The sequence below is a fragment of the Neomicrococcus aestuarii genome, from assembly GCF_014201135.1.
GTDB classification, from domain to species: Bacteria; Actinomycetota; Actinomycetes; order Actinomycetales; family Micrococcaceae; genus Neomicrococcus; species Neomicrococcus aestuarii.
On the sequence record NZ_JACHDR010000001.1, the window covers coordinates 998,129 to 1,022,550 of the forward strand.

Below are 24,422 nucleotides of genomic sequence, written 5' to 3' on the forward strand. Positions count from 1 at the left end.
GTAGAAAGTCGTCCGCACATGGGCGGAGTTGTAGCGAAGTGGCCTCACATGGAGGGGTGGTTGTAGTGAAATGGCCTCACATCGAGGCGTATGGCGGCTCGTTAGACCGCGACGCCCTGATGTGAGGCCAAAAGTGGTGGATCTCCGAGGAGTTATGGGCGGACGATGACCTTAAGGGCTTCGCGATCGTTCATGAGGCGGTAAGCCTCGGCGACTTCGCTGAGCGGAAGGTCGGCGTCGAAGACCTGGCCGGGGTCGATTTCCCCGTTGAGTACCTGAGGAATCGCAGCCTCAATGTACGCGCGAACTGGGGCTGGACCACCAGCGAGCATGGCGTTCTTTCCAAAGAGGGAGCCGAAGCCGATCGGCGCTTCTTCGTACTGCGGAACACCCACGCGAGAAATGATGCCGCCGGGACGAACAATGCCGTATGCCTGTTCGTAGGCTGGCATCAGTCCAACCGCTTCGAGAACAACGTGCGAGCCTTCGCCATCGGTCAGTTCCATGACCTTTGCGATTCCCTCATCGCCGCGCTCAGCAACTACGTGGGTCGCACCGAATTTGCGGCCCAGATCCGTACGCGAAGTGTGGCGCCCCATCAGGATGATCTTCTCAGCACCGAGCTGCTTGGCAGCCAAAACAGCGGACAGGCCAACAGCACCATCACCGATCACGGTCACGGTCTTGCCCGGTTCAACCCGACCCATGTGAGCCGCGTGGTAGCCGGTCAAGTAGACGTCGGAAAGGGTGAGCAGCGAAGGCAAAAACTTCTCGTCAACATCGTTGGGAATCTTCACGAGAGTGCCGGCAGCCTGAGGCACGCGCATGAGCTCAGCCTGAGCACCACCGACCTCCACATTGCCATACCATCCACCGTGTTTGCAGGCCGTGTGGAAGCCCTCTTGGCAGAAGGAGCACGTGTTATCCGAGAACGCGAAGGGTGAAATGACAAGATCGCCAACGGACAAACCGGTAACCTCGGAGCCGAGCTCCTCGATGATTCCGATGAACTCGTGGCCCATGGGTCGCGGCTCATCGGAGGTGGGCATCGAGTGGTAGCCGTGAAGGTCTGAACCACAAACGCAAGCCATTGTGACGCGAACAATCGCATCCGTGGGAGCCTGCAAAGTAGGAGCTGGAACGTCGATGACACGGACGTCACCGGCACCGAACATGTAAGTTGCGCGCATAAAAAATATGCCTTTCAAAAAATCTGAGAATGAAATAAGAGATTGAAGCCAGGCGTCTGGACGGCCAGATCGCCTGCCTATCAGTGAGGACTAGACCACGGGCTTAAGCCTCAGGAATTGGCATGCCGAAGTTGTCTAGGGTGATGAACTCAGGCTCTGGACCGCCTCGCACGCCAGTGTCCAATGCATCAATAGCAGCTAGATCCTCAGAAGTGAGTTCGAAGTCAAAGACATCGAAGTTCTGCTGGATACGGCTTGGCGTCACCGACTTCGGGATAGCCGAACGGCCTTCCTGAAGGTGCCAACGCAACATGACCTGGGCGGCGGACTTGCCGTACTTTTCGCCGATGGCCAGCAGCACTGGATCCTGAAGGGTGCTGCGCTGCTCGCCGCTTTCGCCACGGTAGAACGTGATGCCACCGATCGGTGACCACGCTTGAGTGATGATGCCATGCTCAGTGTGCAGAGCCTGAAGCTCTTTCTGCTGGAAGTACGGGTGTACTTCAATCTGGTTCACGGCTGGAACAACGGTGGTTTCCGCGAGCAAACGGTTGAGGTGTTCGGGCATGAAGTTGCTAACGCCGATCGCGCGCACCTTGCCGTCAGCCAACAGCTTCTCAAGCGCCTTGTAAGCCTCAATCGTCAGCTCAAAGCGGCTTGGCAACGCCTGGTGAAGGATCAGAAGGTCGATCTGCTGGACGCCGAGTTTGCCCACGGCCTTGTCAAAGGCGTGAAGAGTGGCGTCGAACCCGTAGTCGCTGATCCAAATTTTGGTCTCAATGAAAACCTCGGAGCGGTCCAGACCGGAGGAGGCAATTGCTTCTCCCACTTGGCGCTCGTTGCCGTAGGCGGCGGCCGTATCGATGTGACGGTAGCCGGCTTCAAGCGCGGCCGTCACCGAAGAAGTCGTTTCCTCGGGCGAGGACTGGAACACACCAAAGCCAAGGGCTGGAATGGTCACGCCGTTGTTGAAGGTCAAAGTTGGAATTGAATGAGTTGTCATGTTTACAACGCTAGGGAACTTGCCAACGCTTGGGCAGGGTCTGTTGGTACCCCCTTCACCACCGTGTCCTTCACCACGCCCACGGACGCAAGCTGCGTCGTCGTCATCAAAAGCCGGACGCAAAAAGGGGTACAGGCAGTACCTGCCTCACCAGCGGAAAAGGACGTAGCGTAGAGGAATGGATTTGAAAGCCGACACCCGCGAATTCCTTGCCACTCGCCGCGCTCGCATCACCCCGGATAAGGCCGGGCTGCCCGCGTACGGCGGCAATCGGCGTGTGCCGGGGCTGCGTCGCGAAGAAGTGGCGATGCTTGCCGGAGTCAGCGTTGACTATTACACGCGGCTCGAGCGCGGCAATCTCCGCGGCGTCTCGGACGAGGTTTTGTACGCGCTCGCGGAGGCTCTCCAGCTAGACGACGCCGAGCGCAGTCACCTCTTCGATCTCTCCCGGGCCGCCAATGCAGGTGGCGCCGCGCGAGCTCGTGCACCGCGACGTTCCAATAGTGTTTTGCGTCCGGTACTTCAGCGGATGCTGGATTCGATGGAATCGGTTCCCGCGTTTGTGCGGAATGGTCGATTGGATGTGGTGGGCGCGAACGCGTTGGGTCGCGCGCTGTACTCCCCGCTCTATGATTTCGCAGCCCGCACCGGTAGCTCCGTGGTGAACTCGGCGCGCTTTCAATTCCTGGATCCAGAAGCCGCCGCCGCGTATTGGGGCGATCAGTCGGACCGGATCATGCATGACTCGGTGGCGATCCTGCGAGCGCAAGCGGGGCAAAACCCCTATGACAAGTCGCTGACGGATCTGGTGGGCGAGCTCTCCACGCGCAGCGAGGATTTCCGTGGGTTGTGGGCGAATCACGATGTTCGCCACCACCGCTCCGGAACCAAGACGTTCCATCACCCGGTGGTCGGCGCCCTGGAGTTGGACTATGAGGCACTCCTGCTGCCAGCCGATCCCGGGCTCCAGCTCAACGTGTACACCGCGGCCGAGAATTCTCCGTCGAGCGATGCGCTCAAGATGCTGGCCTCGTGGGCGGCAAGCACCGCGGACGTTGCGAGTACTGCGGACTCACGCCTCGAGAGTTGAGAACTCAGCTGAGGCAACATACCTACTTGGCGCACTCCGGGACGGAACGACGGTTGGGAAGACAGTCTTGGTGCACTAATGGTGCCCCCACTGGGACTCGAACCCAGACTGAATCGATTTTAAGTCGATTGCCTCTGCCATTGGGCTATGGGGGCGGTGCGCTTACCGAGTACACGAACTAGCGCGTTTAACAGCTTAAAGCACAAGGCGCGATGTCCCCGAATTCAGGGGCATCGCGCCTTGCTAAAAACTACTCAGAAGCAAGAACTACTTCTTTGGTGAAGCGGCTTCAACGAATGCCGAGCGTGGGTCATCCATGTTCTCGAGCTGCGAGATATCGCGATGCAAGAACAAAGAACCGAACCAGTCGCCAGCAACGCGGAGCTTGCGCTCGACGGTTGGCATGGCCATGCCGTGGTAGCCGCGGTGTGCCAACCATGCGAGGGGGCCCTTGAGTCCGATAGTGCCTACAACAGGGAGACCCTTGATGTTTGCAACACCCTTCCAAGAACCGAAGCCTGCAACAGCGCCGAGGGACTCGTGCTTGTAGTCCTCAACGGTGCCAACGCCGTAGCGGGTTGCGTAGAGGTTCTTGACGAGGCGCTTGGCCTGGCGGATAGCGTGCTGAGCGTTAGGAACGCACATGCCACCTACACCGTTGCCGGTGAGATCAGGAACAGCGGCGTTGTCGCCAGCGGCCCATGCGCCTTCGATTGGTCCTTCGTCGCCCGTGATGCGCAAGTCGGCACCGGTGCGGATGCGTCCGCGCTCTTCGATCGGGAAGTCGGAGTTGCGGACCATGGGGTTGGCCTGAACGCCAGCGGTCCACACGAGGGTGTCCGTCTCGAACTCGTCTGCTGGGGTCTTGTCCGGCATGTTGATGAGCTTGAGCTTGCCGTCCGTTGCATCGGCGAGGGAGGTGTTCAAGAGAACCTCAACGCCGCGGGAGCGCAAGTGCTCAACAACCCAAAGAGCCTGCTCTTCGGTAACTTCCGGCATGATGCGGCCCATGGCTTCAACCATGACGAAGCGGATTTCGCTCTGCTTGACGCGGTCGTTCTGCTTGACTGCTTCGCGAACCATGTCTTCGAGTTCGGCGATGGTCTCGATGCCGGCGAAGCCGCCACCCACAACCACGAAAGTCAGCGCACGAGCGCGAGCTGCGGCGTCCGTCATGAGGGAGCCAGCTTCAACGCGCTCCAGCACGGAGTCACGAATTGCTACAGCTTCTTCGATGGTCTTGAGGCCAATACCGGCTTCCGCAAGACCTGGGATTGGGAACGTGCGGGTTACAGCGCCAGCTGCCATCACAACGTCGCGGTAAGGAATCTCGAAAGATTCGCCCGACTCAGGCTGCACCGTAGCAACGCGGCGAGCGTGGTCAACATTGATGACCTTGCCGTTGATCAGTTCGGTGTCCTTGAGGTGACGGCGGTGAGAAACAACCGCGTGACGAGCCTCGATCTGGCCGCCTGCAACCTCAGGAAGGAATGGCTGGTACGTCATGTACGGATTGGGGTCAACCAGGGTAACGATTCCCCCATGAACCTTGACCTTTTTTTGAAGACCAAGTGCAACATAAAGCCCGACGTAACCGCCGCCAACAACGAGGATACGAGGGCGCTCTGAAAGCTCAACAGAAGTAGGCATATCCCCATCCTACCCACGAATGCAAACTTTGTGAAAACGTTCACGAAGTCAAAGTCCGGAGCGCTGTGGTTAGGAGTTCTTGCGGCGTTGCACAAAAAGCACGACGGCGGCCGCCCCGGTCCCGAGGATGAGCAGTCCCGTTCCTATCACCAAGAGCGCAGGAAGGTTGGTTCCCGTGCTCGGGGCTACCGGTTTAGGTGCTGCGTGCGTCGAGGGGAGATCGGTTTCCGTGGCCGACGGCGCCGCTGCGCTCTGCGTAGGAGCAGCTGCCCGGCGGTGCACGCGAATCCAATCGGCGATGGTGTCCGAGGCGTCCGGTTCCCACGCGGGAAGTTCGGCCGTCAGGGCCGCATTGGCGTCAATCAGTCCGAACCCGTACTGGTTATCAAAACCGTCCGGTCCGGCGTCTTTCGCGGTGGCTTCGATGCGGTGCCGCACTTCGGCCGCGGAAAGCTCCGGGTACTTCGCGCGGATCAGTGCCGCGACTCCAGCCACGATGGGGGCTGCGCCTGAGGTGCCGGACCACGTGGTGTAGCCGCCTCCGGGAATGCCGCCCACCAGATCAACCGCTGGCGCGGCCACGCCGATGGAGATTCCCTGAGTTGAGGAGTCCCAGCTGGCTTTGTTGTCCCGGTCTACGCCGGCGACCACCAGGACGCCGGGGATCGTTGCGGGAGCGCCTACTTGCAGCATGCCGCCGGATCGGTTTCCGGCCGCCGCCACAATCAGGACGTCTTTTTGCTCGGCGTAGAGGAACGCGTCATCCCACGATTCGGGCCAGTCCTGACCCGTGGAGCCTAGAGAAATGTTGATGACCTTGGCGCCGTTGTCCACGCTCCACTTCACGGCGTCCGCTACTTGCGCGTCCACGTCCGGACCGCCCGGATTGTCCTTACCCATAAGGAGGGACACCGAGAGCAGCTTCGATTCCGGCGCTACCCCGATGATTCCGGAGTCCCCCGGTCCCGGCTTGGGCAGGGGTGAGGGTTTTGCAGAGGACGACGACGCCGCAGCTTTCGTTGCGCTGGAAGATGCGCTCGATGATGCCGAGGAAGATGCTTGCGCAGAAGCTGAAGCCTTCGCTGAAGCTGCCGCGCTCTCTTGAGCTTTCTCGCGTTGAGCACGAAGCTTGCCGATGAGCTCCGAGTTGTTTCCGCGACCGGCCAACATGGTGGCCACCAGCGTGCCGTGTTCGGGGAGGGATCCAAGCGGTTTCGAACCGTTCTTAGCTCCCGCGCCCGAGGCGTCGTAGCCGCCAGCCATGGCACCGGAAAGGTCTTGGTGGGACGTGTCCACGCCGGAGTCGATCACGGCAACGGTCACACCGGCGCCTCGCGTGACTTTCCACGCTTGGTCAATCCCGTAGTCCTTGATCCAGTACTGCTGCTCCCGCGCTTCATCGGCGCTGGCAGCTGGCGCAAACACGCCTGCCCCGAAAATAGCGGCAACCAATCCGGCACTCACTAAAGAACGCGCTCGGGAACCCCAGCGGCGTCGTCGTACGGGAAAGGAATCAGTGGACGTGTTCGAAAGCAGAAAAGTATGAGTCATAGAGTCACGCGTGAAGCAAGTGAAAGTGCGATTCCGTCGAGGATATCGTGTTCACTTGCCGAGGCGTGAGTGACGCGGCCGTGGGAGTCTTCGCGCACGCGCATCAAAATTTCTTGCCAAATGAGAGCGCCAGCACCAATGACGTCCACGCGACCCGGGTGCATGAAGCCCAGCTCAGCGCGCTTTTCACGCGTCATGGTGAGCAAAGACTGCGTCGCGGCAGCGTAACGTTCCACGGTCAGCTCGGCGCCGTTGATGCGTTCGGACTCGTAGTGATCCAGCATCAAACCGTGGGCCGTGATGGTGGTGACGGAGCCGGCCACGCCAATAACCTTGGTGACCTTCTCAAAAGGAATCACCTCGGCGACGCTCTTGAGCATCGCGCGAATCTCGGCGCGAGCGGCCGTGACATCGTCGAGCCGCGGCGGATCCGTGGTCAGGTAGCGCTCCGTGAAGCGCACGCATCCCATGTTCACGGAAATGGCCCTCTCAACGCCGCTGCGCGTGCCGATCACGAACTCCGTGGAGCCGCCACCCAAATCAACCACCAGGACGGTGTCATCTTCGGCGACGTCTACGGCGCTCAGCGCACCAGCGAAGCTCAACTGTGCTTCCTCTTCGCCAGAAATCACGTCAGGCTCAACGCCCAAACGAGAGTGGATGCCGCGCTTCAGCAGCTCGCTGTTGGTGGCGTCCCGCGTTGCCGAGGTCGCGACAAAGCGGATGCCTTCGGCGCCGTGACGGCGAATGATGTCCGCGTATTCGTCGGCCGCATCAAAGGTGCGAGCGAGCGCTTCGTCGGAGAACGCGTGGGTCTCATCGACACCTTCACCCAAACGGACAATGCGCATTTCGCGCACCACATCGTTCAGGTAGGTGGCGGAGGTGCGGTCGGCATCCATGGAGATTGCGTCGGCGATGAGCAATCGGATGGAATTGGTGCCGCAGTCAATGGCTGCAACGCGCATTACAGTGCACCCCCTTCGGAGTTCTGCTCGGCCATTTCTGCGTTCGCGCCGGTGTTTGCGTCAGCGTTCGCTTCCGCCTCTGCTTTGAGGCGGCGCAAGCGCTTCTTCTCCTCCGCGTCCGCGAGCTCCTGGGTCTTCACGTGACGGCTCAAATCCTTGTTGGGCAGCGGCGCTTCGTTGTCCCAAGCACCCGCGCAAGAGCACACGTCAGCGGTCCACCATTCAGCGATTCCGGCGATCGCTTCATCGCCCAGCGGGTTGACGTCAGGACCGGCGGACAGAGAATGACCCACCAAAACATGCAGGCATTTCACGCGCTCAGGCATACCGCCGGCGCTAATTCCCTTGATCTCAGGGACTTCGCCCACGCCGCTGAGTTCACCGATTCGATCCCGCTCAGCCAAGTAATGTTCGTGAGCTTGGCGGTAGGCGGCTGCGAGTTCGGCGTCCTCGGTGAGGCGCTCGTTCATGGCATTCATGAGTCCCCCGGCTTCGAGGCGCGACACGGCGCTCGTCAGCGTGGGGTGGGTGAGGTAGAACGTGGTGGGGAACGGGATCCCGGAGGATAGCCGTGGCGCCGTGGTAGCTACCAGCGGGTTTCCACAGACACAGCGGGCGCCCACCTCCACAATGTCTCGAGCGGGGCGGCCAAGCTGGCGCGCGATCGTGTCAAGATCATGTTGGCTGGGGGTTTTGGTTTCCGTCACCACACAACTCCTTCAGTACGGGCAAGCACTCGGCTTGCTGGCGTTGCCTGGCGATTGGAGGTCCGTGAACCGCACAAAACGCGTAACTCACTGCCATTGTGGCTACGGTTTCCGCGAAGACTCTGGCGGTCGACGCCGATTAGTCAGTGGCAGCGCGCTTGACGGTGTCCCACAAGGCGTCAGCCCACGGCAAATCTGTGCGAACTTCATTGGGTGATTGGTTCTCGGGGACGCTCGTGTCTTCACCGGTAGCCCCAATAACCATGTATTTCCGTTCGCCGGGCATCACCAAGTTTATCCGGTCACGGGCTTGCTGTTTGATGTATTCAGGATCACTCCAGCGCGCGATCTCTTGCTTGAGCTCTTCTTGTTCAGCCGTTTTCGTGGCGATCGACTCTTCAAGAGCGCTAATTTCGGCGCGCTGCTTCACGAATGTTCCCACCGTCGGAAACAGGAATGCCAAGAGCGCAATGCCCACGACGGCCCACACCACGAGCTTGCCGGAGAACGTCTTCGCGGGTACCGGCTCGCCAACAGCCTCATGCTTTTTTGCGGCATTAGCGTCCGCGATTTCCTTGGAATGACCAGAGATTCGCGGGGCCTTGACGGCGCCGGAGAGTTGTGCGCGAGTTTGCGCGCGACGATGCTGCTTCGAGGCCGGCTTATGGGGCTGGTTACTCTTGGCGGGCGCGGTTTTAGGTCCGGCCTTTTCAGATTTTTTAGAGGACGACGACGCCGCCGCGCGATCCGTAATTTTCGTTGCGGCCGCAGTGGGTCGCCTTCCGGAAACGCGAGGAATCTCACTTGTCTCGGAGTCATGGACGGCGGATGCCATGTCACGAGAGGACACGTTGGTGCGCGTATTCCGCGAATCCTTAGCCGAAACCACGGGAATGGCGTCAGTTGCCGGATCCGTCTCCGATTGGTGGTGAGAAGACGTGCCGGAGGATGAGTTGCCGGAAGGACTCAAGTACGTGCGCGGCTTTTGCGGTTTGCGATACGCCATGATGCTCCTTCCGGGGACGACTGAGGGGAACCGCCAGCGTGGCAGCTCCCCTCAGAGGTTACTCGGGTTTTAGGTCAATCTAGCCTTTGAAACGCGGGAAGACGCTCTTTCCAGCGTATACAGCGGCATCTCCCAGTTCTTCTTCAATGCGAAGAAGCTGGTTGTACTTCGCTACGCGCTCGGAGCGAGCTGGTGCACCGGTCTTGATCTGACCTGCGTTGGTTGCCACGCAGATGTCAGCAATGGTGGTGTCTTCGGTTTCGCCCGAACGGTGGGACGTGATGGTGGTGTACATGTTGCGCTGAGCCAACTGCACGGCGTCCAGGGTTTCCGTGAGGGAACCAATCTGGTTGACCTTCACCAGCAAGGAGTTTGCGGTGCCCTTGTCGATGCCTTCTTGAAGGCGCTCAGGGTTGGTCACGAAGAGGTCATCGCCCACCAACTGGACCTTGTCGCCGATAGCGTCCGTGAGGACCTTCCAGCCGTCCCAGTCGTTCTCGTCGAGAGGATCCTCGATGGAGACCAGTGGGAAGTCGTTGACGAGCTGTGCGTAGTAATCGCTCATTTCCTGAGCGGACTTCTGCTGGCCTTCGAACGTGTAAGAACCGTTCTCGAAGAACTCGGAGGAAGCTACGTCAAGGGCAAGAGCGATCTGTTCGCCCGGCTTGTAGCCAGCCTTCTCGATGGCTTCGGTGATGAGCTCAAGGGCTGCACGGTTGCTTGGCAGGTTTGGCGCGAAGCCACCCTCGTCTCCAAGACCGGTGGAGAGGCCCTTTTCCTTGAGGACGGACTTCAGGTTGTGGTAAACCTCAACGCCCCAGCGCAAGCCTTCGGAGAAGGTCGCTGCACCGATAGGGGCGATCATGAATTCCTGGATGTCAACGTCAGAGTCCGCGTGGGATCCACCGTTGAGGATGTTCATGAGTGGGACGGGAAGCAAGTAAGCGTTTGGTCCGCCCAAGTACTTGTAGAGCGGGAGGCCAGCAGATTCTGCGGCGGCGCTTGCTACGGCGAGGGAGACGCCCAAGATGGCGTTAGCGCCGAGGTTGGACTTGTTCGGGGTGCCGTCAAGATCAATCATGATCTGGTCAACGAGGCGCTGTTCGGTAGCGTCAACGCCTTCGAGTGCTGCACCGATCTCGTCGATGACAGCGTCGACGGCTGCCAGTACGCCCTTGCCCTGGTAGCGGGCAGCATCGCCGTCACGCTTTTCGACAGCCTCGAATTCACCCGTCGATGCGCCAGAAGGAACAGCGGCGCGTCCCATCGATCCGTCGGAAAGAAGAACCTCCACCTCAACGGTGGGGTTTCCGCGGGAATCAAGAATTTCACGAGCGTGGATGGCGTCGATGTAAGCCATGAAATAACTCCTTTGTTGTGGCAGTCCGGCCCTTGGCCCAGTGATGCCTATTGGGTGCCACTTATCAGACTAGCGCGGCGAAACTTCCAGAAATAAACCGTGCAGCACTATTTCCAAACTTTTTACTCTTGAGAAGTGCCAATGCTGTCTCTCCAGCGATTCACCGCGCTGCGCAGAGCGCGTTCCGGATCCACTCCGTCGCGGTGGGCTTCGAGAGCAAGGGCCAACAAGTGTTCGCCGAGCGATTCCTCGGTCCACTCCCCCGATACTTCATGAGTTTCGTTGACTGGAGCCGGAATCTTTTGACCGGTTCCGGCTTCCCATCGTTGCGTGCGGGCGATGGCCTTCTCGGCATACATCAGTGCGGGTAAGGAGGAAGGAAGTCCAGCGAACGGGTGGGTTCGCTCTGGTTTCTCGGCACGTTTGGCCGCGTCCCACTGTGCGATTACTTCTTCGCTGGTGGTGGGGAACGAGTCTTGGAACGTCCCGTCCGGCTTATAGATGTGAACGTTGCGGCGAATCATTTTGTCAGCGAGGGCTCCCGCGACATCGTCGAATTTGAAGGAGCCGCGCTCTTCGGCGATGGCCGAATGGAGGACCAGCTGTAGCAACAGATCACCTAGTTCGCCCTTGAGCTCAGAATCGCCGTGGCCTTCTTCGATGGTCTCGACGAGCTCGTAGGACTCTTCAATAAGAAATTCGACGAGCTGCGCGTGCGTGAGGGCTTTCGTCCACACGCAGTGCTCGCGCAACTCGTCGATGATCGTCAGGAGACGATCCATTTCGCTACTCAATGTTTAGAGGGCTCCCAAAACTACTTGGATTCCTTCTCTGAGGACTCGGAATCGTCCTCATCATCTTCGTCTTCATCGTCTTCGTCGAAGTCCTCGTCGAAGTCGTCTTCGTCCCACTCTTCGTCGTCGTCATCATCGTCGTCATCGAAGGACTCGTCGAGTTCTTCGTAGGCTTCGTTGATGTACTCCACGAGGGCTTCGCGCTCTTCAAGCGGCAAGAAGGCAGCTTCTGCAGCGTTGAGCGTGAGGTCCAAGAGATCGTCGAGGTCGTAGTCGAAAGCTTCAACCAAGAGCTCGAACTCGTCAGAGATGGTGGTGCCGCTCATGAGGCGGTTGTCTGGGGAGATCGTGACGTTGAAGCCGGTCTGGTACAGCAAGTCGATCGGGTGGGACTCGATGCCCTCGCCGAACTGCTCTACAGCGCCGGTCTGCAGGTTGGAGGATGGGCACACTTCCAAGGCGATGCCACGGTCGCGAACCCATTCAGCCACGGTTCCGAGGCTAACCAGTCCGGTGTTCTCATCCACGTCTTCGCCGTCGTCATCCGTGCCGCCGAACTCAACCGTGATGTCCTCAGCGATGCGCACGCCGTGGCCCAAGCGCAAAGCGCGGCCTACAAGGAGAGCGTCCTTGATGGAGTCGAGGCCTGCGGCTTCACCGGCGTGAACCGTGGTGGGGAAGAAGTTTTCAGCGAGAAGATCGAACGCTTCCTTGTGCTTTGACGGTGGGAAGCCATCCTCGGCTCCTGCAATGTCAAAGCCGCAAACGCCGGAATCGCGGTACTTGAGGGCAAGCTTTGCTACCTCAACACCGTTGTCAGCGTGGCGCATGGCGGTGATGATCTGTCCCACCTGGATGCGTCCGCCGGCGTCGAGCACAGCGTCCACGCCTTCGTCGAGGCCCTGCTGCACTGCTTCGATGGCATCTGACATGGTCAGGCCGTTCTTGGTGTGCTGTTCAGGAGCCCAGCGTACTTCGCCGTAGATCACGCCGTCATCGGCGAGGTCCTCAACGAACTCGCGAGCAATACGAACCAAGGCGTCCTTGGTCTGCATCACTGCAATGGTGTGGTCAAAAGTTTCTAGGTAACGCTCAAGCGAGCCGGAGTCAGCGGACTCTAGGAACCATTCCTCGAGTTCTTCTGGCGTGTTAGCCGGAAGCTCGTGCCCTACTTCCTTCGCAAGATCAATGATGGTGGCCGGACGAAGTCCGCCGTCCAAGTGATCGTGGAGGGAAACCTTAGGGAGATCGCGGAAGTCGAATTCGGGGGAATAGGCCGTGAGAATCGTTTCGTCAGTCACGCTTTCAGCCTAGTGGGTTTTACTGCCCGCGCGCACCAATTCAGGGCCGTGGTGCGTGAGTTTCGCTCAGGGCCGGTTATCGCGTGCGGCTAGCGTTCCAGACCGGGTTTTGAGGACGACGACGCCGCACCGTTTCGTTCGTCGCGGAGCACATCAATTCCCGAGACATCCACTTCGATATTCCGGCCGAGCTTCTTCAGGATGAAGTTCACGAGTTTGTCCAAGAGGAAGCCCAAGATCATGGCGACCACCACGGAAATCACAATGCCCAGCAGCTTGTTGTGTTCCATCCATTGGCCCGCAATGGCACCCACGGCGCTCGAGTACGCGGACCAGGTGAGGCATCCAAAAGCGTCGAGGAGCGCAAAGCGTTTGGGCGGGAAACGGGTGGCTCCGGCGGTGAAGTTCACGGCGACGCGGCCCACCGGAATGTAGCGGGCGGTGAATAGCAACAGCGCCCCGCGGCGCATGAGTTCGTGGTGTGCAAACGTGAAGGCTTTGCGCGCACGAGGTGTGCGCATCCACCGCCATCGTTCGGTTCCGACGGCGCGCCCTAGGCGGTACGCCACTTGGTCGCCGTAGAACGCTCCCAGCGCCCCCACTGGAACTAGTAGCCAGAAGTTTGGGGAACCGGAGGTGACGGCCACAGAGGCCAACGCCACGATCAGCGATTCGCTGGGGACAACAGGAAAGAAGCCGTCAACGACGCAGAACACAAAAAGTGCTGGCAACACCCACCAAGCGGCTGATGCCATGATGATCGCTTCGTTGACGGCTTCCATGAGCCCCTAAATCTGTGAGGTCAGCGTGAAATTCTGTCCAAGATTAGTGCGGTTGGCTGATAATTTCCTGAAGCCGAGATCTCGAAGCTTCCCTCGAGGGCCTCGTGGGCGCGAACAAACTTCTCCGGAGTGTCCGTCAACAACGTGAAGAGAGGTTGGCCCTTCTTCACGGTCTCCCCCGGCTTCGCGTGCATGCGCACGCCTGCTCCGGCCTGAACAGCGTCTTCCTTGCGGGCGCGGCCAGCGCCGAGACGCCAGGCGGCAACGCCCACGCTCATGGCGTCGAGCTTGGTGAGCACGCCATCTTCCGGCGCCACGATGACCTCGGACTCCTTGGCCACTGGCAAGGTGGCACGAGGGTCTCCGCCTTGAGCTTCAATCATGCGGTTCCATGCGTCCATGGCACGGCCGTCCTTGAGCGCCGCTGCAGGATCGGCGTCCGTGACGCCTGCTGCCGCGAGCATTTCTTCGGCGAGCTTGACCGTCAGTTCCACCACGTCAGCTGGTCCACCACCGGCGAGTACCTCGATGGATTCCTCCACCTCGATAGCGTTTCCGGCCGTCAGGCCCAGCGGGGTGTCCATGTTGGTCACGAGCGCCACGGTGTTCACGCCAGCGTCCGTTCCCAGGTCCACCATGGTGCGTGCCAGCTCGCGGGCATCCTCGAGGTTCTTCATGAAAGCGCCGGAGCCCACCTTGACGTCCAGAACCAGTGCTCCGGTGCCTTCGGCAATCTTCTTGCTCATGATGGAGGAAGCGATGAGTGGGATGGCTTCAACCGTGCCGGTCACATCGCGTAGCGCGTAGAGCTTCTTGTCCGCTGGCGCCAAGCCGGAACCGGCCGCACAGATGACAGCGCCCACGTCCTGAAGCTGCGCCATCATCTCTTCGTTGGACAGGGCTGCACGCCATCCCGGGATGGATTCCAGCTTGTCCAACGTGCCACCCGTGTGGCCCAAACCGCGGCCGGAGAGCTGCGGAACAGCTACACCAAACACGGCCACCAGTGGGGCGAGTGGCAAGGTGATCTTGTCCCCCACGCCGCCGGTGGAGTGCTTATCCGCCGTTGCTTTAACGCCACCGGTTGGAGTGCGCAGGGCGGAGAAATCCATGCGCTCGCCCGAGGCGATCATGGCCGCCGTCCAGCGGCTGATTTCTTCGCGGTTCATGCCGTTGAGCAGGATGGCCATGTTCAGCGCCGACATCTGCTCATCAGCGATGATGCCGCGCGTGTAAGCGTCGATGGTCCAGTCGATCTGTTCGGGAGACAAGATGCCCTTGTCCCTCTTGACGCGGATGATGTCAACAGCGTCAAAGTTTTCTGCGGTGCTCACTAAATCTCCTGAAGCTAGGTATCTGAAGCTGGTCCCTCAACCAGAGGGGCCTTGTGATTAGAGGCCGAGGTTGCGGGGGCCGAAGGCGTCGGGCAGCAAGTAGTCCATGTCCCGCACCCCGTGCGGGGTCATGATTTCGAAGTCCTCGGCGCTGTGCTCAAACAAGAGCTGGCGGCACCTGCCACACGGCATGATGATGTCTTCTTCGCCGTTGACGCAATAGAACGCCCGCAGCTTTCCGCCACCACCCATGTGCAGCTCGCCCACCATGGTGCATTCAGCACACAAGACCACGCCGTAGGCTGCGTTCTCGATGTTGCATCCGGACACTACGCGGCCATCGCTCGTGAGCGCCGCGGCGCCCACGGCGTAGCCCGAATACGGGGCGTACGCGTGGGTCATCGCGGAACTAGCCGCCTCTTTAAGCCGCTGCCAATCAGCGTCGGCGAGCTGCGTCGTCGTCATCAAAAAATCCTTAACCCTTGACGTAGGCCACACCAGCGGCGGCAGGACCGCGGGACTTGCCCACCAAGCCGGCCACAGCCACGATGGTGACCACGTACGGAAGCATGATGAGGAACTGGCTCGGAACCGGCGTGCCCAAAATGGAGAGCACGAACTGCAGGTTGGTGGCGAAGCCGAAGAGCAAAGCGGCGAAGAATGCGCCGATCGGGTTCCAGCGGCCGAAGATCAACGCGGCGAGCGCGATGAAGCCCTGACCGGCAGTCATTTCCTTCGAGAAGGACCCGGAGGACACCAGTGTGAAGAACGCGCCGCCGAGGCCTGCCACCGCGCCACCGTACATGGTGTTGAGGTAGCGAGTGCGGTTCACGTTGATGCCCACGGTGTCAGCGGCGGTGGGGTGCTCGCCCACGGCACGCACGCGCAAGCCCCACTTAGTCTTGAACAGTGCGTACCAAATACCAATGACGGCCACGTACATGAGGTAGCCAACGATGGTCTGGTTAAAGAGGATGTTGCCGAAGATCGGAATATCGGCCAGCACCGGGATACGGATGGTCTCGAAGTGAACCGGGCTGTTGAACGTTTCGGCGTTATCCGCGAGGACCTGCGAGAACAAGAAGCTCGTCAAACCAGTGACCAGCACGTTCAGCACCACGCCCACGATGATCTGATCCACCACGTACTTGATGGCGAAGACGGCAAGCACAAGGCCCACCAAGAGGCCCGCGGCCATAGCGCAGATCAGGCCAACCCACGGGCTGCCCGTGATGGAGGAGCCCACGGCGGCTGCGAAGGCACCCGCGAGGAGCTGTCCTTCAATCGCAATGTTGACGATGCCCGCGCGCTCACCGAGCACGCCGGAGAGGCTACCGAAAATCAGGGGAACTGCGAGGGTGAAGGAGCCGGCGATCAGACCGGTCAAGAACACGCTCGTGGTGTTTGCGGAGCCGATGACCCACACCAAGAAGGCGGCCACGAACACAAACGCGAAGCCCCAGCCCACCCACGAAGAGATGATGCCCTTCTTTGCCGTCGTGTAGAGGGCGTAGGCCGCGAGGGCCACCAGGATGATAGAGAAGATCCAGCCCCACAAAGCCGTGTTGACGTTGAGCGCGGGAAGCTGGATGGCGTCGTTGGCATTGGAAATGCCGAAGCTCGCCGTGGTTCCCGGGTTGCGGATGCCAAAGACAAGAAGTGCAATCAGCGCGAGAACGGCCATGGCAATGGGAGCACCCCAGTTGCGGATGACGGCCTTGTGCGTTGAAACTGTGGGTTCAAGAGTTACTGCGCTCATGCTGCACCTCCAGCGGCGGCTTTGGCGGCACGCTTCTTCGCGCGCTTAGCCCCAGCGTTGAGGCCAAACATAGCGCGAACCAGCGGCGGTGCCGCAATGAAAAGAACAATGAAGGACTGGACCACCAGCACAATGTCGATCGGCACACCAGTTTCGGTCTGCATGCCCACACCACCAGCGCGAAGAGCGCCGAAGAGCAGACCAGCGAACATGGTGCCGATGGGCTTGGAACGGCCCAAGAGCGCCACCGTGATGGCGTCAAAGCCGAACGATGCTGCGATGCCCACCGTGAGGGAGTGCTCGGTACCGGAGATCTGAGCGACGCCGGCCAAACCAGCAAGCGCACCAGCGATCACCATGGCCACAATGTAGCCCTTGGAAACGCTCATGCCTGCAGTGCGGGCCGCGGCTGGGTTGGCGCCGACTGCGCGCATCTCGAAGCCCACGGTGGAGCGGTTGAGCAGCCACCAGCAGAACGCGGTAGCGAGCAGCGCGATGATGAAGCCCCAGTGCAAGCGGAAGTTTTCGCCGAGCAACAGTGGTAGCTGAGCGGACTCCGGCACGATCGGCGAGATGGGGTTGTTAGATCCAGGTCGCAACCAGGACGGCAACGTCAAGAAGTACGCCACGAGGTTCAACGCGATGTAGTTGAGCATGATGGTCACGATCACTTCGTGCGCACCGGTCTTGGCCTTCAAGAAGCCGGCAATACCGGCCCAGATGCCGCCACCGACAATGCCCGCGAGAATCACCACGATCAGGTGAATACCCACTGGAAGGTTCCAAGAGAACCCTACATACGCGGCAAGTGCGGCGCCCATGACGATCTGACCTTGCGCACCAATGTTGAACATGCCGGCACGGAACGCAATCATCACGCCAAGACCCGCGAGGATCAGCGGCGTGGAAACCGTGAGAGTTTCCGTGAAGGGGTAGATCATGTCCCCAAAGTTGCGGCCCTGCGGATTGAAGAACGCGGATTCAAAAAGCGCTCCGTAGGCGTTAGAGACCGCTTTCCAGGCTGCGGTGAGGGTGTCCCCCGGTTGCGCAAAGAAATACGACGACGCTGCCGACACCTTGGGGTCCGTCAGAATGATAAGAATCGCGCCAAAGATCAGCGATGCCACGATCGCGAGGATCGAGACGAGTCCGGAAGCGCTTACAATGCGGGACCAGACGGAATCCTTTGGCTCGTTGAAGTCAGAGCCGCTTGGCGTGGACGGTGTTGCAACAGCAGCCGCAGCCGGGCGCTGTTCGCCCGCCTTGCCTAACTGGTCGATATCCGGCTGGTTGTTGTCCGGCCCGGTTGCCGGCGCTGGGAGCGGGGTCTCGCTCATCGCGTTTCTCCTGCGGTTGAATCTTCGTCAGTGGAGGTCAAAGTGGCTGGCGTTTCGGCGCTCGTAGCGTCTGCTTCTTCGGCTGACATGCCTGCCATCATCAGGCCCAAGGTGTCTCGGTCCGTGTCGCCTGCGACGACGCCCATGAGCTTGCCCTTGTAGAGCACGGCGATGCGGTCCGCGAGCTCGATGACTTCATCAAGTTCGGTGGACACGATGATCACGGGCGTTCCGGCGTCGCGCTCTTTCACGATGCGATTGTGCAAGAACTCGATGGATCCCACGTCCACGCCTCGCGTGGGCTGGGAGGCGATGAACAGCTCGAGCGAACGGGACAGCTCACGAGCCATGGCAACCTTTTGCTGGTTACCGCCGGAGAGCGTTCCCACCGCGCTCTGTGGAGACTGCGTGCGCACATCAAACTCTTGAACCAACTTGAACGCGTTCTTGTCCACGGCGCTAGGGCGCATGGCTAGACCACGAGCGAAAGGCTTGCGATCGTACTGGTTCAGCACCAGGTTCTCAGCCACCGTAAATTCGCCAATGAGACCATCGGTGCTGCGGTCTTCAGGAACGAATCCGACGCCCGCCTCGATGATGTCCTTGACGGACCGGCCCACGAGTTCGCGGCCGTTGAGCTGGACGGAGCCACGCGTGTGGGGCTGCAGGCCCATAATGGCTTCGGTCAACTCTGTCTGGCCGTTACCTTGAACACCGGCCACGGCAAGGATTTCGCCTTCAAAGACGGAGAAGGACACGTCATCCACCACACTGGTTCCGTTGTGGTCCAGGACGGTGAGGTTCTTGACCACGAAGGACTCCGCACCGAGCTTGGGCGGGTTCTTTTCCTGGTGCAGATCAACGCTGCGGCCCACCATGAGGGACGCGAGCTCCGTGGCTGGTGCGCTTGGTTCTGCCGTGCCGACTACCTTGCCGCGGCGGATGATGGTGATCTTGTCAGAGATCGCCTTGACCTCGCGAAGTTTGTGGGAAATGAAAACAATTGATTTGCCGGAAGCTTTGAGCTGGTTGATGATCTCCAGCAACTCGTCCGTTTCTTGGGGGGTGAGCACTGCGGTGGGCTCGTCCAAGATGAGGACCTCGGCGTCACGCACCAGGGCCTTGATAATTTCAACGCGCTGCTGAACACCCACCGGGAGTTCTTCAACCAGCGCATCCGGGTCAACGTCAAAACCATAGCGATCCGAGATCTCACGAATCTTCGCTCGGGTCTTCTCGAGATCCAGCTTTCCTGCCACGCCGGTGTATTCGGAGCCGAGCGCCACGTTCTCCGCCACTGTGAACACGGGGATCAACATGAAGTGCTGGTGCACCATGCCAATGCCTGCGGCCATAGCCTCACGGGGTCCCGAGAAGCTGACTTTCTTGTCATCAAGCAGAACTTCGCCGCTTGTTGCTTCGTACAACCCGAACAGCACGTTCATCAGGGTGGACTTGCCGGCGCCGTTTTCTCCCAAAAGAGAGTGCACCTGCCCTGGTTCCACCAAGAGGTTGATGTTGTCATTTGCGGTGAAACTACCAAACTTCTTGGTGATTCCCCTCAGTTCCAGCTTCATGCTTTGCCTTTGCTCTTCCCGTGCTCGGTGGCGAAAACGATCGGCGACACGAGTGCGCCGCCCGCCCTGACCAACAGGTCAAAACGGGCGGCGCACTGTGCAAACGGTTAGCCTGTGCAGGCCGCTTTCAATTAGTTGTTAGCGGATGGAGACTCAACCTTGACCTTGCCGGAAATGATATCCGCCTTCAAGGTTTCAAGTTCAGTCTTGAGTTCCGCAGGAACCTTGGAATCGAAATCGTGGAACGGTGCCAAAGACACGCCTTCGTTCTCCAAGTTTCCAACGTAAGCTTCGCTGTCGAAGTTTCCTTCGATGTCAGCCTTGATAACGTCTTCAACGGACTTGCCCATTTCCTTCACGACAGAAGAAAGGATGAATTCCTTGCCGGAGGACAGGGACTCGTAGCCATCAAGGTCAACCCAGATCACGCTGGCTTCCTTACCGGCGCTCTTCAATTCCTTAGCAGCGTCGATGGTGCCAGCGCCAACGGGGCCGGCAACTGGCATGACAATGTCAGCGCCTTCGTTGACGAAGTTGATGGTGTTGGTCTTGCCCTTTTCCTTGTTGGAGAAGTCACCCGTGAACGTACCGGTCTTCTTCGCCTTGTCCCAGCCAAGAGCCTTGACGGACTTGCCCTTTTGCTCGTTGTAGTAAGCAACGCCGTCAACGAAACCGTCCATGAAGATGGTGACGGTTGGGATCTGCATGCCGCCGTAGGTAGCAACCTTGCCGGTCTTGGTCATGCCAGCAGCCAAGTAGCCAGCCAAGAAGGCAGCTTCGTGGGTGTTGTAAACGATTGGCTTGACGTTGTCCGTGAACTCAGGATCGTTGTAGTCAACGATTGCGAAGTGAGCGTCAGGGTTTGCCTTAGCAGCAGCCTTAGTTGCGTCACCGAGGTTGAAGCCAACCGTGACGGTCAAGTTGCAGCCACCGCGAACCATGGAAGAAAGGTTTGGACCGTAATCAGTCGCAGCCTTGGACTCAGCCTGCTTAGTCTCAATTCCAAGGTCAGTCTTTGCCTTCTGGAGGCCGTCATAAGAAGCCTGGTTGAAAGACTCGTCATCGAAGCCGCCTTCGTCAGAGACGATGCAGCCCGTGAAATCAGTAGCGGTTGCGCTGGCGCTTCCGGAAGCTGCAGAGCTGCTGCTCGAAGCAGTTGGAGCTGCGCCACAACCGGCGAGGGTCATTGCTGCAACGCTGAGTGCGGCAGCGGTGAGAGTGAAGGAGCGCTTGGCGGTGCTCTTTACGGTCATGTGATTCCTCCTGGAACCGGACAAGAATGGAGAGACAGGATGTTTCCTGAGAGCTACATCCGAAACATTTCGCCAAACTGGCAAGAAGCTGTTAACGAACAGAGCTTGTCAAACAATACCGAAAAGCGGCCCGCGAGACTAGCCTCACACCGCCCCTGAATCAGAATTGACACGCAATTGTTACCTTACGGTAGTCAACCTGCTTAGCCGAGCTGCGTCGTCGTACTCCCTAGGAAATCCCTAGTCAGTAGGCTCAGCGTCCTGCGGAATCACCTGCAGGGTTTGCCGCGGGTACGCAATCGCGTGCAGCGCAGCCGAAGCCATGACGCGCACTCCCGTAGCGATGGCGCGCTCGTCCGGAATGTAGTCGCCGCGATGCAAGTCGTAGGTCTCGCCGCCCGGCGTACGGGTGCCCAAACGTAACATTGCGCCCGGAATCCGGTGCGTCATCCACGCAAAATCCTCGCCACCCATGGACTGCGGCGTCAGCACGATTGCGTGCGAACCAATTTCATTGCGCGCGGCCTCTTCAATGAGGTCCGTTTCCTCTTCCGTGTTCACCACGGGAGGCACGCCGCGCGTGTGTTCAAGCTTGACCTCAACGCCGTACGGCTGAGCCACCTGGTTGACCACTTCATCTAGCAAATCCGCCGCGTCAGCCCACGCTTCGCCGTCGAGGCAACGCATGGTTCCAGCCATGTAACCGGTCGCGGGAATCGCGTTCGGAGCGGAGCCTGCGTGAATCTGACCCCACACCACGGACACCGCGGAGCGCACGTCAATACGGCGATTCAGAATCGCGGGAACGTTCACTGCGATCTCAGCGAGCGCGAAGACCAAGTCCTCAGTGAGGTGCGGGCGCGAGGTGTGACCGCCGCGGCCGAGAAGCTCAATCTTGATGGTGTCGCTCGCGGACGTAATGGCGCCGATGCGCGTGCCGATGGTGCCGGCGTCAATGCGAGGCTCACAGTGCAACGCCAAAATACGCGGAACCTCATCCAAAACGCCCTGCTCAATGACCTGCAGTGCGCCGCCTGGCATCTTCTCTTCAGCCGGCTGGAAAATGACACGAATACGACCATGCAGCTGACCTTCATCGTGCAACTGCTTCAGCAACAAGGACACGCCCACCATCACCGTGGTGTGAATGTCGTGACCGCACGCGTGAGCCACGCCCTCGCGAATAGACGCGTACGCCAGACCGGTTTCCTCCAGCACAGGAAGCGCGTCTATATCAGCGCGCAACCCCAACTGAATCTTTCCCGATCCAATATCCACGTACGCCCCCGTGCCCTCAAGGGGAACCGGATCAAGACCGGCAGCCTCTAGGGTGTCTAGAATCCGCTTGGTAGTGCGGTGCTCTTGGAAGGACAGCTCCGGGTGGGAGTGAATATCCCGCCGGAACGCGATCAATTCCGGCTCGAGCGCTGCAACGCGCCCAGCCAGGCGAGGAATGTCCGTGTTATTAGCCGTTTTCATTGGGAACTAGAGTACGTCAGTATCGCCTTGAGCTTTGAGTGCTTCAACGGCTTTCTTAACAGATTGCGAATGTTCTTTAGTGGTGACCAAGAGCGCGTCAGGCGTATCAACAATCACCACGTCGTCAATTCCGATCAGCGCGATGACCCGGTGGGTATCGCTGACCACAACGCCGCTGGCTTGGTCCGCATACACGCGCGCCTTGTCCCCCAGCACCGTAAGCCCGCCCAATTCCGCGGCGGGGTTGAGGCGGCCAATGGCGGCGAAGTCCCCTACGTCATCCCACGTGAAGTGACCCGGTACGACGGCGACGTCCCCAGCTGCCGCTGCAGGCTCGGCTACCGCGTAGTCAATAGCGATTTTCTTCAGGGTGGGCCAGAAGCGCGCGGTTGTTTCGTGACGCTGCGGGGTGTCCCACGCTTCTGCGATTTCGATGAGACCTGCGTAGAGCTCGGGCTCATTCTGTTCCAGGTGCTGCAACATGAGCTTGGTGGGGGCCACGAACATGCCGGCGTTCCAGAGGTATAGACCGGATTCGACGTATTTCTTAGCGACTTCTTCGCTGGGCTTTTCCACGAACTCTGCAACATTCTTTGCGTGCGGAGCGTTCTCGATGCCCAGCTCTTCGCCTTGGCGAATGTAGCCGAAGCCGGTGGAGGCGTAGGTGGGCGTGATGCCGATCGTGACGATCTTGCCCGTCGCCGCAGCGTGGACGGCTTCTTTAACGGTGTCCTGGAAGACGGGGACCGGGCCGATCACTTGGTCAGCGGCGAAGGAACCCATGATGGATTCGGGATCGCGGTGGTACAGGATGGCGGCGGCGAGGCCAATGGCTGCGCCGGAATCTTTGGGTTCGCTTTCGAGAACCAGGCTGTTGTCATCAAGCTCAGGAAGCTGTTCTAGGACTGCATCGCGGTGCGCGTTTCCGGTCACCACCATGACGCGGTGATCCGCTAGCTCGGCCAACCGGTCATAGGTAGCGCGAATCAGCGTGGACCCCGAGCCAGTGAGGTCGTGAAGGAATTTTGGAGCATTGGCTCGAGACAGAGGCCACAAGCGAGTTCCGGTGCCACCGGCAGGGATCACGCAATAAAAGCGTTGCAGTACCGCATCAGTCATGAGGAAAGGTTAGCCCAACGCTCTGGAATTATTAGGAATGACGTCCCACTAATGACGATAAATAGGCCATCTTTGAGTTGCGTAATTATCGAAATCTCGCGTCACATTAAGGGATAAACTTGAGCAGTCGTGAACATCATCACACGCACTACCTACCCTGAGGACTCAGCTGGCGCTCAGGGGCTAGGATCGAACGAGCAAGGCTCACGCACCGGCGCCGAATCTCGTTGGACAACCACGAACGCCACTGCGAGGCATGGAGGTTATTTCAGTGTCGAAGGCATCTTCGGGCACCCTCTACCGCGGCCGTGAAGGCATGTGGTCCTGGGTCGGACACCGTATTACTGGTGTCGTTATTTTCTTTTTCCTATTAGTTCACGTACTGGATACGTCACTTGTGCGCGTATCCCCCGGCGCTTATGACGCAGTCATCGCCACGTACAAGAACCCTCTGATGGCACTCGGCGAACTCGGCCTTGTAGCAGCCATCATGTTCCACGCTTTCAATGGTCTCCGCTTGATCTTGGTTGACTTCTGGAAGCAGGGACCGAAGTACCACAAGCAAATGCTGTGGGGCGTGCTCATCATCTGGGCTGTCGCTTTCATCGGCTTTGCTATTCGTCACCTCTCGCTCGCATTTGGAGGTCACTAGGCCATGAGCACTACAGAATTTGTAGCTCCCCGCACGGGTCGCATTGATTCCAAGTACAACCGCGCCACCACGGGACGCGGCCGCTTCGAGATGATCGCATGGTTGTTCATGCGCCTCTCCGGCGTCGTCTTGGTAGTCCTGATCTTCGGTCACCTCTTCACCAACCTTCTGGTTGACGAAGGTGTGCGCGGCATCGACTTCGGCTTCGTCGCCGGCAAGTGGGCTGACCCGGTATGGCAGTTCTGGGACCTCGCCATGCTGTGGCTCGCCATGTTGCACGGCACCAACGGTCTGCGCACCATCATCAACGACTACGCAGAGAAGGATGGCACGCGCTTCTGGCTCAAGCTTGTCCTCTACATTGCAACCGCCGTGATTGTGGTTCTGGGCACGCTGGTCATCTTCACGTTTGACCCATGCATCCCTGGCTCCGCACTGGAAGTCTGCAAATAATCCGCTAGCTAGATGATTCCGTTGCCGAACGACTCTCCGCATCTTGGCGAGAGCATC

General features: G+C 59.5%; 22 protein-coding genes and 1 tRNA gene. 3 read left to right on the forward strand and 20 right to left on the reverse strand.

Features of this window, described 5'->3' with window-relative positions; genetic code table 11:
• Positions 1-152: 152 nt before the first annotated feature.
• The gene (locus HD598_RS04435) at positions 153-1,190 is read right to left on the reverse strand and encodes an alcohol dehydrogenase catalytic domain-containing protein (protein ID WP_183664110.1); all 1,038 of its coding nucleotides are present in this window, start codon (positions 1,188-1,190) and stop codon (positions 153-155) included.
• Between the two features lie 103 nt (positions 1,191-1,293).
• Positions 1,294-2,193 (reverse strand): aldo/keto reductase, encoded by a 900-nt coding sequence (locus HD598_RS04440; RefSeq protein WP_183664112.1) that lies wholly within the window; start codon positions 2,191-2,193, stop codon positions 1,294-1,296.
• Positions 2,194-2,371: 178 nt separating this feature from the next.
• Here HD598_RS04440 and HD598_RS04445 point away from each other — a divergent pair, with 178 nt between their 5' ends.
• Positions 2,372-3,283 (forward strand): helix-turn-helix domain-containing protein, encoded by a 912-nt coding sequence (locus HD598_RS04445; RefSeq protein WP_183664114.1) that lies wholly within the window; start codon positions 2,372-2,374, stop codon positions 3,281-3,283.
• A 79-nt stretch (positions 3,284-3,362) separates the two neighbouring features.
• On the opposite strand, the gene HD598_RS04450 is transcribed toward HD598_RS04445, so the two are convergent.
• From HD598_RS04450 to HD598_RS04535, 18 genes are all read right to left on the reverse strand, one after another.
• Positions 3,363-3,438, reverse strand: a tRNA-Leu gene (locus HD598_RS04450).
• A 112-nt stretch (positions 3,439-3,550) separates the two neighbouring features.
• A complete protein-coding gene (locus HD598_RS04455; RefSeq protein WP_183664116.1) occupies positions 3,551-4,933 on the reverse strand; it encodes an NAD(P)/FAD-dependent oxidoreductase in 1,383 nt (460 codons plus the stop codon).
• Positions 4,934-5,002: 69 nt separating this feature from the next.
• A complete protein-coding gene (locus tag HD598_RS04460) occupies positions 5,003-6,397 on the reverse strand; it encodes a S8 family serine peptidase (protein ID WP_409366172.1) in 1,395 nt (464 codons plus the stop codon).
• An 83-nt stretch (positions 6,398-6,480) separates the two neighbouring features.
• Positions 6,481-7,452, reverse strand: a complete 972-nt coding sequence (locus HD598_RS04465) for a Ppx/GppA phosphatase family protein (protein ID WP_183664120.1) — start codon at positions 7,450-7,452, stop codon at positions 6,481-6,483.
• Positions 7,452-8,159, reverse strand: coding sequence for a DUF501 domain-containing protein (locus HD598_RS04470; protein WP_409366173.1), 708 nt, complete (start codon positions 8,157-8,159; stop codon positions 7,452-7,454). Before HD598_RS04470 ends, HD598_RS04465 begins: the two co-directional genes overlap by 1 nt.
• Positions 8,160-8,298: 139 nt before the next feature.
• Positions 8,299-9,165: an FtsB family cell division protein gene (locus HD598_RS04475; RefSeq protein WP_183664123.1), complete on the reverse strand. Its 867-nt coding sequence runs from the start codon at positions 9,163-9,165 to the stop codon at positions 8,299-8,301.
• A gap of 79 nt (positions 9,166-9,244) precedes the next feature.
• Positions 9,245-10,525, reverse strand: a complete 1,281-nt coding sequence (gene eno, locus HD598_RS04480; RefSeq protein ID WP_071894020.1) for a phosphopyruvate hydratase — start codon at positions 10,523-10,525, stop codon at positions 9,245-9,247.
• A 122-nt stretch (positions 10,526-10,647) separates the two neighbouring features.
• Positions 10,648-11,307 (reverse strand): MazG nucleotide pyrophosphohydrolase domain-containing protein, encoded by a 660-nt coding sequence (locus HD598_RS04485; protein ID WP_071894021.1) that lies wholly within the window; start codon positions 11,305-11,307, stop codon positions 10,648-10,650.
• Between the two features lie 32 nt (positions 11,308-11,339).
• Positions 11,340-12,620, reverse strand: a complete 1,281-nt coding sequence (locus HD598_RS04490; RefSeq protein WP_071894022.1) for an adenosine deaminase — start codon at positions 12,618-12,620, stop codon at positions 11,340-11,342.
• A gap of 89 nt (positions 12,621-12,709) precedes the next feature.
• Positions 12,710-13,402 (reverse strand): DedA family protein, encoded by a 693-nt coding sequence (locus HD598_RS04495; protein ID WP_183664125.1) that lies wholly within the window; start codon positions 13,400-13,402, stop codon positions 12,710-12,712.
• Positions 13,403-13,422: 20 nt separating this feature from the next.
• Entirely contained in the window at positions 13,423-14,736 is a 1,314-nt protein-coding gene (locus HD598_RS04500) for a thymidine phosphorylase (protein WP_071894024.1), read from the reverse strand.
• A gap of 57 nt (positions 14,737-14,793) precedes the next feature.
• Positions 14,794-15,201, reverse strand: coding sequence for a cytidine deaminase (locus HD598_RS04505; RefSeq protein ID WP_071894025.1), 408 nt, complete (start codon positions 15,199-15,201; stop codon positions 14,794-14,796).
• A gap of 10 nt (positions 15,202-15,211) precedes the next feature.
• On the reverse strand, positions 15,212-16,495 hold the full coding sequence (locus tag HD598_RS04510) for an ABC transporter permease (RefSeq protein ID WP_071894026.1): 1,284 nt from the start codon (positions 16,493-16,495) through the stop codon (positions 15,212-15,214).
• Positions 16,492-17,832 (reverse strand): ABC transporter permease, encoded by a 1,341-nt coding sequence (locus tag HD598_RS04515; RefSeq protein WP_183664127.1) that lies wholly within the window; start codon positions 17,830-17,832, stop codon positions 16,492-16,494. Before HD598_RS04515 ends, HD598_RS04510 begins: the two co-directional genes overlap by 4 nt.
• Positions 17,829-19,409, reverse strand: a complete 1,581-nt coding sequence (locus HD598_RS04520) for an ABC transporter ATP-binding protein (RefSeq protein ID WP_183664129.1) — start codon at positions 19,407-19,409, stop codon at positions 17,829-17,831. Before HD598_RS04520 ends, HD598_RS04515 begins: the two co-directional genes overlap by 4 nt.
• Positions 19,410-19,540: 131 nt before the next feature.
• Positions 19,541-20,662: a BMP family lipoprotein gene (locus tag HD598_RS04525; RefSeq protein WP_071894028.1), complete on the reverse strand. Its 1,122-nt coding sequence runs from the start codon at positions 20,660-20,662 to the stop codon at positions 19,541-19,543.
• Between the two features lie 240 nt (positions 20,663-20,902).
• A complete protein-coding gene (locus HD598_RS04530) occupies positions 20,903-22,141 on the reverse strand; it encodes an amidohydrolase (RefSeq protein WP_071894029.1) in 1,239 nt (412 codons plus the stop codon).
• 6 nt (positions 22,142-22,147) lie between these two features.
• Positions 22,148-23,260: a mannose-1-phosphate guanylyltransferase gene (locus HD598_RS04535; RefSeq protein WP_183664131.1), complete on the reverse strand. Its 1,113-nt coding sequence runs from the start codon at positions 23,258-23,260 to the stop codon at positions 22,148-22,150.
• Between the two features lie 256 nt (positions 23,261-23,516).
• On the opposite strand from HD598_RS04535, the gene sdhC reads away from it, so the two are divergent.
• Both sdhC and HD598_RS04545 read left to right on the forward strand, forming a co-directional pair.
• Positions 23,517-23,912 carry a succinate dehydrogenase, cytochrome b556 subunit gene (gene sdhC / locus HD598_RS04540; protein ID WP_071894031.1) on the forward strand — a complete coding sequence of 132 codons (396 nt, stop codon included), beginning with the start codon at positions 23,517-23,519 and terminating at the stop codon, positions 23,910-23,912.
• A 3-nt stretch (positions 23,913-23,915) separates the two neighbouring features.
• Positions 23,916-24,365 (forward strand): succinate dehydrogenase hydrophobic membrane anchor subunit, encoded by a 450-nt coding sequence (locus HD598_RS04545; RefSeq protein WP_071894032.1) that lies wholly within the window; start codon positions 23,916-23,918, stop codon positions 24,363-24,365.
• Positions 24,366-24,422: the final 57 nt, after the last annotated feature.

Coding starts and splice junctions, on each gene's coding strand:
- HD598_RS04475 (WP_183664123.1), bottom strand. CDS start 9,165: ATGGCGTATCGCAAACCGCAAAAGCCGCGCACGTACTTGAGTCCTTCC.
- HD598_RS04495 (WP_183664125.1), bottom strand. CDS start 13,402: ATGGAAGCCGTCAACGAAGCGATCATCATGGCATCAGCCGCTTGGTGG.
- HD598_RS04440 (WP_183664112.1), bottom strand. CDS start 2,193: ATGACAACTCATTCAATTCCAACTTTGACCTTCAACAACGGCGTGACC.
- HD598_RS04520 (WP_183664129.1), bottom strand. CDS start 19,409: ATGAAGCTGGAACTGAGGGGAATCACCAAGAAGTTTGGTAGTTTCACC.
- HD598_RS04525 (WP_071894028.1), bottom strand. CDS start 20,662: ATGACCGTAAAGAGCACCGCCAAGCGCTCCTTCACTCTCACCGCTGCC.
- HD598_RS04465 (WP_183664120.1), bottom strand. CDS start 7,452: ATGCGCGTTGCAGCCATTGACTGCGGCACCAATTCCATCCGATTGCTC.
- HD598_RS04515 (WP_183664127.1), bottom strand. CDS start 17,832: ATGAGCGAGACCCCGCTCCCAGCGCCGGCAACCGGGCCGGACAACAAC.
- HD598_RS04455 (WP_183664116.1), bottom strand. CDS start 4,933: ATGCCTACTTCTGTTGAGCTTTCAGAGCGCCCTCGTATCCTCGTTGTT.
- sdhC (WP_071894031.1), top strand. CDS start 23,517: ATGGAGGTTATTTCAGTGTCGAAGGCATCTTCGGGCACCCTCTACCGC.
- eno (WP_071894020.1), bottom strand. CDS start 10,525: ATGGCTTACATCGACGCCATCCACGCTCGTGAAATTCTTGATTCCCGC.
- HD598_RS04505 (WP_071894025.1), bottom strand. CDS start 15,201: ATGACGACGACGCAGCTCGCCGACGCTGATTGGCAGCGGCTTAAAGAG.
- HD598_RS04445 (WP_183664114.1), top strand. CDS start 2,372: ATGGATTTGAAAGCCGACACCCGCGAATTCCTTGCCACTCGCCGCGCT.
- HD598_RS04530 (WP_071894029.1), bottom strand. CDS start 22,141: ATGAAAACGGCTAATAACACGGACATTCCTCGCCTGGCTGGGCGCGTT.
- HD598_RS04485 (WP_071894021.1), bottom strand. CDS start 11,307: ATGGATCGTCTCCTGACGATCATCGACGAGTTGCGCGAGCACTGCGTG.
- HD598_RS04535 (WP_183664131.1), bottom strand. CDS start 23,260: ATGACTGATGCGGTACTGCAACGCTTTTATTGCGTGATCCCTGCCGGT.
- HD598_RS04510 (WP_071894026.1), bottom strand. CDS start 16,495: ATGAGCGCAGTAACTCTTGAACCCACAGTTTCAACGCACAAGGCCGTC.
- HD598_RS04435 (WP_183664110.1), bottom strand. CDS start 1,190: ATGCGCGCAACTTACATGTTCGGTGCCGGTGACGTCCGTGTCATCGAC.
- HD598_RS04545 (WP_071894032.1), top strand. CDS start 23,916: ATGAGCACTACAGAATTTGTAGCTCCCCGCACGGGTCGCATTGATTCC.